Source organism: Paenibacillus sp. J22FR83, assembly GCF_059691955.1.
Map to the genome: position 1 here is coordinate 45905 of NZ_JCAUAM010000031.1, position 13581 is coordinate 59485.

General features: G+C 45.1%; 12 protein-coding genes and 1 rRNA gene. 1 reads left to right on the forward strand and 12 read right to left on the reverse strand.

The features are described from left to right. Positions 1 to 311: 311 nt before the first annotated feature. From gltX to AC58PV_RS33695, 4 genes are all read right to left on the reverse strand, one after another. Positions 312 to 1769 carry a glutamate--tRNA ligase gene (gene gltX, locus AC58PV_RS33680; RefSeq protein WP_497437355.1) on the reverse strand — a complete coding sequence of 486 codons (1458 nt, stop codon included), beginning with the start codon at positions 1767 to 1769 and terminating at the stop codon, positions 312 to 314. A 36-nt stretch (positions 1770 to 1805) separates the two neighbouring features. Continuing rightward, positions 1806 to 2291 (reverse strand): 2-C-methyl-D-erythritol 2,4-cyclodiphosphate synthase, encoded by a 486-nt coding sequence (gene ispF, locus AC58PV_RS33685; RefSeq protein ID WP_497437357.1) that lies wholly within the window; start codon positions 2289 to 2291, stop codon positions 1806 to 1808. Next, positions 2288 to 2995 (reverse strand): 2-C-methyl-D-erythritol 4-phosphate cytidylyltransferase, encoded by a 708-nt coding sequence (ispD, locus tag AC58PV_RS33690; RefSeq protein ID WP_497437359.1) that lies wholly within the window; start codon positions 2993 to 2995, stop codon positions 2288 to 2290. The genes ispF and ispD overlap by 4 nt, the downstream gene beginning before the upstream one ends. Before the next feature lie 100 nt (positions 2996 to 3095). Continuing rightward, positions 3096 to 4163, reverse strand: a complete 1068-nt coding sequence (locus tag AC58PV_RS33695) for a PIN/TRAM domain-containing protein (RefSeq protein ID WP_497437360.1) — start codon at positions 4161 to 4163, stop codon at positions 3096 to 3098. Between the two features lie 152 nt (positions 4164 to 4315). On the opposite strand from AC58PV_RS33695, the gene AC58PV_RS33700 reads away from it, so the two are divergent. After that, positions 4316 to 4711, forward strand: a complete 396-nt coding sequence (locus AC58PV_RS33700) for a hypothetical protein (protein ID WP_056618352.1) — start codon at positions 4316 to 4318, stop codon at positions 4709 to 4711. 78 nt (positions 4712 to 4789) lie between these two features. On the opposite strand, the gene pssA is transcribed toward AC58PV_RS33700, so the two are convergent. The 8 genes from pssA to rrf form a co-directional block, all read right to left on the reverse strand. After that, the gene (gene pssA / locus AC58PV_RS33705) at positions 4790 to 5548 is read right to left on the reverse strand and encodes a CDP-diacylglycerol--serine O-phosphatidyltransferase (RefSeq protein WP_068661861.1); all 759 of its coding nucleotides are present in this window, start codon (positions 5546 to 5548) and stop codon (positions 4790 to 4792) included. 85 nt (positions 5549 to 5633) lie between these two features. Continuing rightward, positions 5634 to 6713: a DNA integrity scanning diadenylate cyclase DisA gene (disA, locus tag AC58PV_RS33710; RefSeq protein WP_082593528.1), complete on the reverse strand. Its 1080-nt coding sequence runs from the start codon at positions 6711 to 6713 to the stop codon at positions 5634 to 5636. A gap of 39 nt (positions 6714 to 6752) precedes the next feature. After that, on the reverse strand, positions 6753 to 8120 hold the full coding sequence (gene radA, locus AC58PV_RS33715) for a DNA repair protein RadA (protein ID WP_497437362.1): 1368 nt from the start codon (positions 8118 to 8120) through the stop codon (positions 6753 to 6755). A gap of 246 nt (positions 8121 to 8366) precedes the next feature. After that, positions 8367 to 10811 carry an ATP-dependent protease ATP-binding subunit ClpC gene (gene clpC / locus AC58PV_RS33720; RefSeq protein ID WP_310502688.1) on the reverse strand — a complete coding sequence of 815 codons (2445 nt, stop codon included), beginning with the start codon at positions 10809 to 10811 and terminating at the stop codon, positions 8367 to 8369. A 68-nt stretch (positions 10812 to 10879) separates the two neighbouring features. Further along, entirely contained in the window at positions 10880 to 11941 is a 1062-nt protein-coding gene (mcsB, locus tag AC58PV_RS33725) for a protein-arginine kinase McsB (RefSeq protein WP_497437363.1), read from the reverse strand. Between the two features lie 22 nt (positions 11942 to 11963). Further along, positions 11964 to 12470, reverse strand: coding sequence for a protein-arginine kinase activator protein McsA (gene mcsA / locus AC58PV_RS33730; protein ID WP_056618372.1), 507 nt, complete (start codon positions 12468 to 12470; stop codon positions 11964 to 11966). Between the two features lie 13 nt (positions 12471 to 12483). Continuing rightward, the gene (locus AC58PV_RS33735) at positions 12484 to 12945 is read right to left on the reverse strand and encodes a CtsR family transcriptional regulator (RefSeq protein ID WP_056618373.1); all 462 of its coding nucleotides are present in this window, start codon (positions 12943 to 12945) and stop codon (positions 12484 to 12486) included. A 547-nt stretch (positions 12946 to 13492) separates the two neighbouring features. Then, a 5S ribosomal RNA gene (gene rrf / locus AC58PV_RS33740) occupies positions 13493 to 13581 on the reverse strand; the annotation flags it as partial.

The window sequence follows — 13581 nt, forward strand, 5'->3', positions numbered from 1 at the left end:
TAAATTAAAAAAAGCCCCTGCAGCCCTAAGGCTGCAGAGGCGTGGTTATCGCGGTTCCACTCTGCTTGGTGACTCGGAAGTCTCCCAACTCAAACCCGTAACGTGGGTGTGCCGGCTGCGCCTACCCTACTCCTAACGAGTATTCGGCGCGGCTGCTCCCAGGTGCATTTCTGATTACAAGGATTGGATAACTCACAGCCAAAGCCTCACGGCCTTGATTATCCTCTCTGACAAATCCTCACGGAACCATACTCTCCTGATCATCGCATTTCCTATTACATTGAGTTAAGTATAGCGAAAAGAACCTCGCTTTACAATAAGCTCCGAAGGCGTGAAACAACTTTTTCTTTTCCAAGCAAGAAAAGGGACACATTCAGATCCGGTCCATGGACTTGACCTGTCAGCGCAGAGCGAACAGACATGAACAGTTGCTTCCCTTTGAATCCTGTTTCCTTCTGCACGGCCTTCAGCAGCGCTGGCATCGCTTCAACCGTGAAAGCTTCCGCTTGCTCGACCTGCGCCAAGAAGCTCGTCAACACGACTGGCACGTGCTCTTCTTTCAGGATGGCAGCTGCTTCCTCGTCGATGACCAGTTCTTCCTTGAAGAAGATCGCAGACAAGTCCACGATTTCCGCCGCGTAGCGCATTCTTTCTTGATTGAGGCCAACCAATGCCTCGACCCATGCCCCAGTAGTCGCGTCCAAGTCACCTTGTTGCAGGTAGCCAGCTTTGCGCAAATGCGGCAGACAAAGGTCTACAATGCGGGACAGTGGCGCCTTTTTCAGATAAGCATTGTTCATCCAATTCAATTTATCCATATCAAACACAGCCGGGCTCTTGGATACACGATCCAGATCAAACTGCGCGATCAATTCTTCCTTCGTGAACATCTCTTCTTCTCCACCTGGAGACCAACCAAGAAGGGCAATAAAGTTAACTACTGCTTCAGGCAGATAGCCCAGCTCTTTGTACTGCTCAATGAACTGGATGATGGACTCATCCCGTTTGCTCATCTTTTTACGATCTGTATTCAAAATCAAAGACAAATGTGCAAATTCCGGTATCGGCATATCCAGCGCTTCGTACATCAGAATCTGCCTAGGTGTATTAGATAAATGTTCTTCCCCACGAATAACCAAGTTAATTTTCATCAAATGATCATCCACGATTACAGCAAAGTTGTAAGTAGGGATACCATCTGGACGCGCGATAATGAAATCGCCAATTCCATTGGAATCGAATTCTACATGCTCACGAACCTTATCTTCAATGGCAATGATCCGATCTGCTGGCACACGGAAACGCGTTGAAGGCACACGGCCTTCCGCTTGGTACGCAGCAATTTGCTCAGGCGTCAAGTTACGGCATTTGCCGGAATAGCCGCCCATTTCACCACTAGCCTCTTGTTCCGCGCGTTCTTGCTCTAAATCTGCTTCGGAGCAATAGCAACCGTAGGCATGACCGCTCTCCAACAATTTATCTAAGTATGTCTTGTAGATATCTAGTCTCTCCATCTGACGGTAAGGACCGTAAGGGCCTCCGATATCCACACTTTCATCCCACTCTAGGCCAAGCCATCTCAGACCATTCAACTGGTCTTCGATACCAGACTCCTTATGACGCGTTTGATCCGTATCTTCAAAGCGCACAACAAATGCGCCGCTATTCTTACGAGCTAATAGATAATCAAACAGTGCTGTACGGGCACCGCCAATATGTAAATGTCCAGTCGGACTAGGTGCATAACGCACGCGTAAAGGCTGACTCATCGTTGTATCCCCTTTTCTTCTTCCATGCAATATCTGCTATTTTATCACATCGCGAATTAAACAAACAACCGATTGTGCTGCGATTCCTTCGCCACGTCCTGTAAAACCAAGCCACTCTGTCGTCGTCGCTTTCACATTGACTTGATCCACCTCTGCCTCCAAAGCAGCGGCGATAATCTCAACCATTTGCGGGATATACGGCAGCATCTTCGGTTTTTGAGCGATAATCGTGGAATCTGCATTCCCCAATTTGTAGCCCTTCTCCTTCGCTAATTGCCATACCCGCTTCAACAAGACTAAACTATCCGCATCTTTGTACTCGGCAGCCGTATCTGGGAAATGCTTCCCGATATCACCAAGACCTAGTGCGCCTAGAATCGCATCACTAACAGCATGCAACAGCACGTCCGCATCGGAGTGCCCCAGCAACCCTTTTTCATAAGGAATCGTTACGCCTCCAATGATGCATTTACGACCCTCTACTAATTGATGAACATCGAATCCATTTCCTACACGAATCATGTGCGTTCCTCTCCCCTTACGTTATGTAAAATCCATTCTGCCCAAGGTAAATCTTCTGGGGTCGTTATCTTGATATTATAATAGTCCCCTTCTACCACATGCACTGCAGCACCTAAACGCTCCACTAAACTCGCGTCATCCGTCCCCATGAACCCATCTTGCTGCGCCTTCTCATGGGCCTCCTGCAGGAGAGAAAGACGAAAAGCCTGCGGCGTTTGGATCGCCCACAAGCTTCGTCTATCCGGTGTTGATTGAATGCGCTTATCTGCGGCATCCACGACTTTAATTGTATCTTTGACCGGAACGGCTAAGACCGCTGCTCCTAGTTCTTGTGCCTTCTCCAGACATTCGAACATATGTTCTTTTTTCACGAAAGGGCGAACACCGTCATGCACAAGTACCCAATGCGTGCCCTCTTGTAATGCTTGGAGACCTTGTCTAACGGAATCTTGCCGCTCTGCGCCACCAGCTAGCACACTTGTAACCTTCGTAAGTTCATAGCTCGTGACATAACCGTTACAGCGATTCACATCATGGGCACCCACAACGAGAATAATTTCATCCACTTCATGTATGTTTTGAAATAATTGCAAGGTATGTACCAGAATTGGCTTCTGTCCCAGTTGCAGGTATTGTTTGCTTTCTGCTGTACCCATGCGCGAACCTTTGCCCGCTGCTACGATGATAACTCCTAGCTTCCCCATAAGTCCTCCAACTTGGCGCTTTCACACGAAAGCTTTCTTCGTAATCATAAGCCCAAGTCAACTTGAAAGAGCTATGTTACATCTCCTTATCATACTGGTTTTACTGTGCTTTTTCCAATAGTTTTGGTTTCGCAAAAATCATCCGTCCCGCCGAAGTCTGAAGCACACTCGTTACCATCACTTCCAGCGTCATACCGATGAAATCGCGTCCACCTTCAACAACGATCATCGTGCCATCATCCAGATAAGCAACACCTTGTCCATGTTCTTTGCCGTCTTTAATGACTTGAACAATAATTTCTTCTCCCGGCAGAACAACTGGCTTCACCGCATTCGCAAGGTCATTGATATTAAGCACCGATACACCTTGCAGTTCACACACTTTATTCAGGTTAAAATCATTCGTAATTACTTTCCCTTGAAGCACTTTGGCTAAGCGCACCAGCTTGCTGTCCACTTCCGCGATTTCTTCGAAATCCCCTTCATAGATGAGGACTTTCACTTCAAGTTCTTTTTGGATTTTGTTCAAAATGTCCAGCCCGCGACGCCCACGGTTTCGCTTCAAGAGATCGGATGAGTCCGCAATATGCTGCAACTCTTCCAAGACGAACTCCGGGATAACCAGGGTTCCCTCGATAAATCCTGTTTTGCAAATATCCGCGATTCGGCCATCGATGATGACACTCGTATCCAAAATCTTATGTTCCTCATACGGACGATGTGTCTGCTTCTCAGGACCGCCAGATCGGCTCTTCGCAATAACCTGCACCAGTTCTTCCCGCTTGCTGTAGCCGATACGGAAGCCCATAACGCCCAATACAGCTGATACGAGGAAAGGTAAGAAAGGCCCTGCCCATTTGGCTTGCTCAAGCACGGGAAATAGCATGACTGAAACCAATAGCCCAATCACGAGTCCTAATGTACCAGAAAGCAAGTCCGACACGGGAATATCCGTGACATTGCGCTCACCTCTCATCAGCAAGTTCATGCCAATGTTAGCTACCCACGCTGAAATCAAAAACATCCCTACTGCACATAACATATTAATCCAAAATACTTGTCCTGCTTGACTTGTCATATCCGTCGTTTGTAAGAACGAATCACTCCACCTATAACCTAAACTGCCACCCATGATTGCTAAAATGATTTGTACCCATTTCTTCATCACAGATTCACCTCCTGGATCACATTTTTCAAGCCTTATTACAATTATGTTCCAATTTATGCAACGTTAATCACTTCTTTCGTTGGAAAATTGAAATATTAGAGGGCATCCATTATAATGAAATGGAAGTTACCAACCTACCCGAGGTGGATGGAATGAGCTCCTTGACTTTAAAGCAGTTTCAAGATCAAGTGTCTGAATTGTTACTCCGTCACCGCAGTCTGCTTGATGTCTTATCCAAATTTCAACAATCAGGCGCAGCTGCCAACCGTTCCGTGGTGAAATCCATTACGGAATGTGGATGTATCCAAGTCCATGCAGCTAAGCAAGAGTATCATCCAGAGATGACCTTGGATGAGGCTAAGGATGTTCTAGGCACCCATGTATCTGGTCACTTGTGTGAACAATGCATCGAGGTCGTGAGTAGCGAGCTAGGCAGGAATCTCTTCTACATGTCTGCCCTAAGTAACATTCTTGATATTAATTTGGAGCAAGTCGTTGAGAATGAATCAAAGAAATGTACAACACTAGGCCTATTCAACATGTCATGATGATGAAAACAAAAAAAGCATTTATTTTCTTCCTGATATCAGGAGAAAATAAATGCTTTTTATTTTCGAACAAAGTGCTTACACGTCAGATTTCACTGAATTGTTGTCATCTACGCCACGTCTTTTGTTCTTTCTGCGAAGATTACGGAGACGGATGAAGTACCCATCAACGTTTTTTTTTAGGCCGTAGAGCGCATACCCAAGAAGCGGTACGAAAATCATTTTGGAAATGGATTCTGGCCATTTGATTGCAATTAGAATTGCTGCTGCAACGATAATTGGCGTAATCCAAATCGCAGCCTTAGGAATACCCGCTTTTTTGAAATTCGGATATTTCACTGTGGAAACCATTAAGTATGACAATAGGACTGTACTTACAAGAAGCACATACACGTTAATATCATTCACGAAAAGAGCTAATGTACAGAGAACACCGCCTGCTGCTGGAATCGGTAAACCGATGAAATAGCCAGGCGTACCGGCAACGACATTGAATCTAGCTAGACGCAGCGCTCCACAAATCGGGAAGATCGCTGTGACAATCCAAGCGAAAGCTGGGCTAATGACTGTTGGATCGTTGAATGCAACGACGTACATGATGAAAGCAGGAGCGACACCGAAAGAGATCACATCGGATAAGGAGTCTAATTCTTTACCAAACTCACTTTGAGCGTTCAACGCTCTCGCAACACGTCCATCGAGTCCATCCAATAGCATAGCGACAATGACAAGAACGGCAGCTACGCCATGTTCTCCACTGAAGGCTAGGATAATCGATAGTACGCCTAGGAATAAGTTCCCTACTGTAAAGAGACTGGGAATTGATTTCGTTAACATATGTTTTTGTCCACCTCTGGATTTACTATACCCTAAACTTGACTACATGAAACCTTAACAATGATACTTTATGATTGTATCCACTTTAAATATGTCTGTCAATGAACACTTGTTCTTGAATTCTCTTGAGACCTTCCTTAATGGCGCGGGCTCTCACTTCTCCGATTCCGTCAACTTCATCCAATTCCTCGATTGTCGCCATCATCATGTGTGGCAAGTAGCCAAACTTCTCAACTAGATTACCAATAATGATGGATGGTAATCGCGGAATTTTGCCTAAAATGCGGAAGCCACGTGGGGAAACAGGCTCTTCAGCAATCGAATTGGTATGAGAATACCCTAGCAAGCGAATAATTTGCTGGGGCTCAAGCAGTTCATCAGATGACAGACGCTTCAAACCCGCCTGCATCTCCTTGACTCTATCTTCTGATAATTCTCTTACATAATCTTTTACGAGCAAACGCGCTTCAAGTTCCGCATTCCCAACAAGTTCTTCTAATTGCATACTAATTAATCGTCCTTCATTGCCAAGTTCGTTAATATAACGATTAATTTCCGCCTTGATACGTAGGACCATCTCGAATCTGGCGATAACATTCGTAATATCATGCAAGGTAACTAGTTCCTCGAACTCCGATGCACTTAGATTGGTTAGCGACTGATCCAACACAACCTTGTAACGCTCCAACGTTTGGATCGCTTGGTTCGCTTTGGTCAGGATGACACCGATATCCTTGAGCGCATATCTCAAATTACCTTGATATAGGGTAATTACATTCCGCCGCTGTGAAATGGAAACAACTAATTTATTCGTTTGCTTTGCCACACGCTCTGCTGTTCGGTGTCTAATCCCCGTTTCTGAGGAGGAAATGGAGGAATCCGGAATCAATTGTGTGTTCGCATAAAGGATACGCTTGATGTCCTCACTGAGGATTATCGCTCCATCCATTTTGGCAAGCTCATACAAATAGTTAGGTGAAAAATCGCAATTTATGGAGAAACCGCCATCCACGATTTCGGTTACTTCTGAACTGAAGCCAACAACGATCAGTCCGCCTGTTTTGGCGCGTAAGACATTCTCCAAACCATCACGAAATGGCGTACCAGGTGCTACCAGTTGGAGCAATTGGCTCATCACATCTCGTTTCATCTCTTCTTTACTCATCATTTTCCTCCTGAAGGCTTATAGCTTGCAGAACTTATCCTAACCCAGTGCTGCTTTCAATGCTTCAGCTACCGTGTTAACCCCAATAATCTCCATCCCTTTCGGATGTGTCCACCCCTTCAAACTTTTCTCAGGCATAATCACTCTGCGGAAACCAAGCTTCTCTGCTTCCTTCACACGTTGATCAATGCGAGAGACACCGCGGACTTCTCCCGTTAAGCCGATTTCACCGAACACTGCATCAAATGGCTGCGTCGGTTGATCTCGGAAACTGGAAGCAATGCTGATTGCTATAGCTAGATCCACGGCTGGTTCATCCAGCTTGATTCCACCTGCCACGTTGAGATAAGCATCTTGATTTTGCAAGAACATGCCCATACGCTTCTCTAGTACGGCAATAATTAAGGAGAGTCGATTGTGGTCAACACCCGTCGCCATCCTTCTCGGAGATGGGAAATTTGTCGAGGACACCAGCGCTTGAATCTCCACTAAAACGGGACGCGTCCCTTCCATACTAGCCACAACGGCAGAACCTGCCACACCTAGAGGCCTTTCGGAAAGAAATAGTTCCGATGGGTTGTTCACTTCTACGAGACCAACCTCTTGCATTTCAAAGATACCGATTTCATTGGTTGAACCGAAACGATTCTTTACCGCTCTTAACACACGATAGGAATGATGCCGCTCCCCTTCAAAGTAGAGCACACAATCAACCATATGCTCCAACATTCTAGGCCCTGCTATTGCCCCTTCCTTCGTCACATGCCCGACTAGGACCGTTGCAATTCCCTTACCCTTAGCTATTCTCATAAAATGGCCTGTGCATTCTCGAACCTGTGAAACGGTTCCAGGTGCCGATGTAATCGCCGGGTGGAATACCGTTTGGATCGAGTCAATAACGAGAAAATCAGGATTCGTTTCTTGTATAGCTTCCTCAATGAGTTCGAGGTTCGTCTCACATAATACGTATAACAGCGGGGATGACGCATTTAAGCGGTCGGCACGAAGCTTGGTCTGCTTAATGGACTCTTCTCCTGATATATAAAGGACTTTTTGCTGGGCTTGTGTGAGTTCGAAGGACGTTTGCAGAAGCAAGGTTGATTTCCCAATTCCGGGATCTCCACCAACGAGGATAAGTGACCCAGGGACAATTCCGCCGCCTAGGACGCGATTTAATTCTTTGTTACTTGTGACAACTCTCGGTTCAGAGCTGCTTTCTATATGTATGATGGGGATCGCTTTTTCTTTCGTTTTGGGAATTGAAGATGTCATACCTTGTGTGCGAACGACCGTTTCAATTTCTTCCACCATCGTATTCCATGACTGGCAACCTGGGCACTTGCCCATCCATTTCGGTGATTCATAACCGCATTCTTGACAACTAAATTTAGTTTTTTGTTTACTCATAGAAGAAATTGCTCCTTAACATCGGGATATCCTTTTTGGTTATCCTTACCATAAAGTTTACCATTTTTATGTTTCTCATGAAAGTGCCCAAACAAAATAAACGACGACACTGTCCCATAGGACAGGCAACACACATAAGGGATTTTGTCCAATGCATCCTGTCATACCAGTAGTATTTGCGATTTGAAACAAAAAGCATTTCACCCCATCCTTATCGGATGATGTGAAATGCTTCTTCACTTGCCTTTATTTCGTTAATGAGACGCCTTCGCCCTTCAGGACAACCAGTTCGCCTTCATTCTCATCAATCGTGAGTGAATCGCCTTTGGCAATATTGCCTCTTAGCAATTCTTCTGATAAGCGATCTTCAATATGCTTCTGAATCGCTCTGCGTAATGGACGAGCACCATAAGTTGGATCAAAGCCTTCCTTAGCGAGGAACATCTTTGCTTTATCCGTTAACAAGAAATCAACCTCTTGCTCTTTCAGGCGCTTGCGCAGATCATCAGCCATTAAGCTAACGATTTGAGCAATGTGCGCTTCATCCAAAGAGTGGAATACGATGATTTCATCGATCCGGTTAAGGAATTCAGGACGGAAGCTTTTCTTCAATTCGCCCATCACTTTGTCTTTCATGTTGCTATAGTCTTTACCCGCATCCAGTGCAGCAGTAAAGCCCAGTGAAGAATTCTTTTTAATCATATCCGCACCGACGTTGGAAGTCATAATGATCAGTGTATTACGGAAATCAACGGTACGACCTTTGGAATCCGTTAAACGACCATCTTCCAACACTTGCAGCAGGATGTTGAACACTTCAGGGTGTGCTTTCTCGATTTCATCGAGTAGGACAACGGAATATGGCTTACGGCGAACTTTCTCAGTCAGCTGACCGCCTTCTTCATACCCTACATACCCTGGAGGCGCACCGACTAAACGAGAAGTCGAATGTTTCTCCATGTACTCGGACATATCGATACGAACAACAGCGTTATCGTCCCCGAAGAGGGATTCTGCCAAGGCACGTGCAAGCTCAGTTTTACCAACACCTGTTGGTCCAAGGAAGATAAAGGAGCCCATCGGACGCTTCGGATCCTTCAAACCAGCTCTTGCGCGGCGGATCGCACGGCTTACTGCTTTAACCGCTTCTTCTTGTCCAATGACGCGCTCGTGAAGGATATCTTCCATCTTGAGCAAACGATCTGTTTCTTCTTCAGCAAGCTTGCTAACCGGAATTCCCGTCCAGCTCGCTACAATTTGTGCAATATCATCTGGGGTTACTTCTGTATCCAGACGGCCTTGTTTCTCTTTCCACTCATTCTTCGTGGAGTCTAGTTCTTCGCGAAGCTTTTGCTCCGTATCACGAAGTCCTGCTGCTTTCTCGAACTCTTGGCTTTGAACCGCAGCATCCTTCTCTTTACGGATATTCTCTAGCTTGCTTTCAAGCTGCTTCAATGAAGGTGGCGTCGTATAAGAACGTAATCTCACTTTGGAACTCGCTTCGTCGATCAAGTCGATTGCTTTATCCGGTAAGAAACGATCCGTGATGTAACGATCCGATAGCTTTACCGCCTCTTGAATTGCAGCATCCGTAATTTTCACACGGTGATGTGCTTCATAACGATCACGCAATCCATAGAGTATTTGCACCGCTTCTTCCGGTGATGGTTGATCTACCGTAATCGGTTGGAAACGACGCTCCAAGGCAGCATCTTTCTCAATGTATTTGCGGTACTCATCCAGCGTTGTAGCACCGATACATTGCAACTCACCGCGAGCAAGAGCCGGCTTCAAGATGTTAGAAGCATCAATTGCACCTTCCGCTCCACCAGCGCCAATCAAGGTGTGAAGCTCATCAATGAACAATACGATATTGCCCGCTTGACGAATTTCGTCCATGATTTTTTTGAGGCGATCTTCGAATTCACCGCGATACTTCGTCCCTGCAACAACAGAACCCATATCAAGTGTCATAACGCGTTTATCTTTCAACGTTTCCGGAATTTCATTGTTAATGATTTTCTGTGCAAGGCCTTCCGCAATGGCTGTTTTACCAACCCCTGGTTCACCGATCAGAACCGGGTTGTTCTTCGTTCTACGGCTCAATACTTGGATAACACGCTCAATCTCTTTGCTACGACCGATAACTGGGTCCAGATGTCCCTCTTTCGCATACGCAGTCAGATCTCTTGCTAAACCATCCAATGTAGGCGTGTTCACGTTTGGATTGGTACCATGACTAGGCGACACCGTTTCGCTGCTACCTAGCAATTGTAGAACTTGCTGACGTGCCTTATTCAAGGAAACCCCTAAATTATTAAGCACTCTTGCTGCTACGCCTTCACCCTCACGGATAAGTCCTAGCAAAATATGTTCAGTCCCCACATACGTGTGACCTAATTTTCTCGCTTCATCCATCGATAACTCGATGACTTTCTTAGCTCTAGGTGTATACGCGATGTTAGTCGGCTGCTCTTGCCCTCTGCCAATTAGAGATTCAACCTCATCCTGAATTTTCTCAAGACCTAGGCCGAGCGCAACGAGTGCTTTAGCAGCAATGCCTTCACCTTCACGAATAAGTCCTAGTAAAATGTGCTCTGTTCCAATATTGTTATGTCCTAATCGAACAGCCTCCTCTTGAGCAAGAGAAAGCACCTTCTGCGCACGTTCCGTAAATCTGCCAAACATCATAGCGAACACCTCCAAAAGTAGTATATCTATTGAATTCCTAAAGGATGAATCTTATCTTGCTTCTTTCTTTATACCCTGCCAAACTTCTCACGAATCAGTTCTGCCCGTCGCATATCTCGCTCTTCTGCGTTCAGCTTCTCACCCGCATATTGCTGAAGAAAACCAGGCTGCGTCATGACCAATAATTCATTGAGAACATTGGAGGATACATTGTTGATGATACCAAGATCGATACCTAATCGTACATCTGACAGCCGCTGTGCCGCTTCCTTGGAGTCCATAATCCCCGCATAGGATAGAATACCGAGTGATCGATTCACACGATCAATGATCCGCATTCTAGACTCTTGCAATAGCTTATGTCTCGCGGCGCGTTCATGCTCAATAATTTGCCTGGCCACACTATATAAATTATCGATAATCTCTTCTTCCGATTGGCCTAACGTAATTTGATTAGAGATTTGGAATAGATTACCTAAAGCTTCGCTACCTTCTCCGTATAATCCTCTAACCGTCAACCCAACTTGTGTAACTGCGGATAAAATACGATTAATTTGCTGACTAAGTACTAACGCAGGAAGGTGCATCATAACCGAAGCCCGGATTCCTGTGCCGACATTAGTCGGGCAGCTCGTGAGGTAGCCTCTTTTTTCATCGTATCCATAATCCATCTGTGTTTCAAAAATATCGTCAATCTGGTTCGCCAGATCCCAAACCTCTTTAATTTGGAAACCTGGACATAAACATTGTATGCGAAGATGATCCTCTTCATTGATCATGATGCTGATGGATTCATTATCGCTTAAAATAACGGCCCCATTCCTGGATTCGTTAGCTAAATTTGGGCTAATCAAATGTTTCTCCACTAGCACCATTCGCTCGAGCTCATTCAGCTCCGCGAGTGGAATGAGCGAGAAGTTGCTTATCGTTTCCAACTCTTCATTCTCAAGAACACCAGATAACTGTTCCAGCACTTCTTGGGATTGTTGATTGGTCGCGAGCATGGGATATGGATAATCTCTCAGGTTACGAGCAATACGGATTCGACTGCTTATGACAATATCCGACTCTGGCCCTTCACCCTTCATCCATTCACTCAAAGCATCTCCTGTAAACCGCTGTAATGTCACTGGATTCACACTCCCTTACAAACTACATACCCGCAATCTTCTTCTCAATCTCACGTATCTGGTCACGTATCTGGGCAGCCTGCTCGAATTCTTCGCTTTCAATACAGGTCATCATATCTTTCTTCAAAAGATCGATTTCACGCTTGCTTTGAATGATACCGCCACTTCGCTTGGGAACTTTCCCAACATGTACGATATTCCCATGCACTCGCTTGAAAAGAGGGTCTAGTTTGACCGAGAAGCTTTGATAACAGGACCCACAACCAAACCGACCTAATTTACTGAATTGCGAGTACGTAAGACCGCAGTTATCACAGCGAATTGCCTGAGACTTTGCCGCGGACAATGGTTCAAAATCAAGTAAACCTGATAGCAAATTATGAATCGAAAAGCCATTCGATGTTCCTGGGATCATCTCGCCCTTCTCACGGGCACAATTCTCACAAATGTGGAACTCGTTCTTGTCCCCATTCACAATCTTAGTGAAGTGAAGAGTCGCCGGTCGTTTCCCGCATTCCTGACAAACCATTCCATCTGCCTCCTTATCTGCTAAGCAAGGATATCAGCATAGCTTTAAGAATCTTAGCCCGAATTTCATCGCGCAGCGGGAGTTTAAAGGTCAATACATCTCTGGATATCGCTGCCCGAATCAGGTTAGCTTCTCTGGTGGAAATATAATGCCCCTCTTGCAATTGATAAATGAGCCCCTCTGAGGTGACTTGATCAATGTGGGTATGGATCGTACGGAAAATGTGATCTAGAATAGATCCATGACTCTTGAGCTCGATCTTCTGGATCCGAATATAACCGCCACCGCCGCGTTTACTCTCCACCACATAACCTTTTTCCAAGGTAAACCTTGTACTAATGACATAGTTGATTTGAGATGGCACGCATTGAAACTGGTCCGCCAAATCGTTCCTTTGAATCTCGATAGCCCCTTCCGTACTTTGTTGCAAAACATGCTTTAAATACTGTTCAATAATTTCTGATACATTGCGCATCAATTCGGCCTCCCAGATTTCTAGAAGTAAATTGACTTTGACTTTCTTTGACCTTAACTAAATTATAATCATTTCCTTTCTTTTTGACAAGTACTGCTCTTAAAATGTCTTCCTCACAGGTCCGATAGCCTCATGTGAACCTTACTATTGTTGACCTTCCCTAGGTATTTATTCGAAAGTATTTTAATAAAAACTGTTGATATTGCTTAATTAACCAACATTCTTCTAAAGATCACCGATGGTGCTACTTTATCTGTTTCCATTGCTCCATATAGATGGATTTTATGTAGTTAATACAGCAACATTTGCCCCATTTGGCGATATAAATGGATTTTGTACAGCTAATTTCGAGGTTGGAATCTAAAATTGAGATTTCGGTTGTTTTTAGCTGTAGATTCTCCATCTAATTTATTTTTCCCGGGCAAATCGAGGATCATAACTGTAGTTTATACAGCTATTTCAGTTTCATCGGGATCTATGGTCACCGATGAATGCAAAAAAGAGCCTTACCTAGACTTCTCTAGATAAGGCTCTTTCAATTGCAGTTGCTTGGCAACGTTCTACTCTCCCAGAACCCTGCGGTTCAAGTACCATCGACGCTGGAAGGCTTAACGGTCGTGTTCGAGATGGGAACGC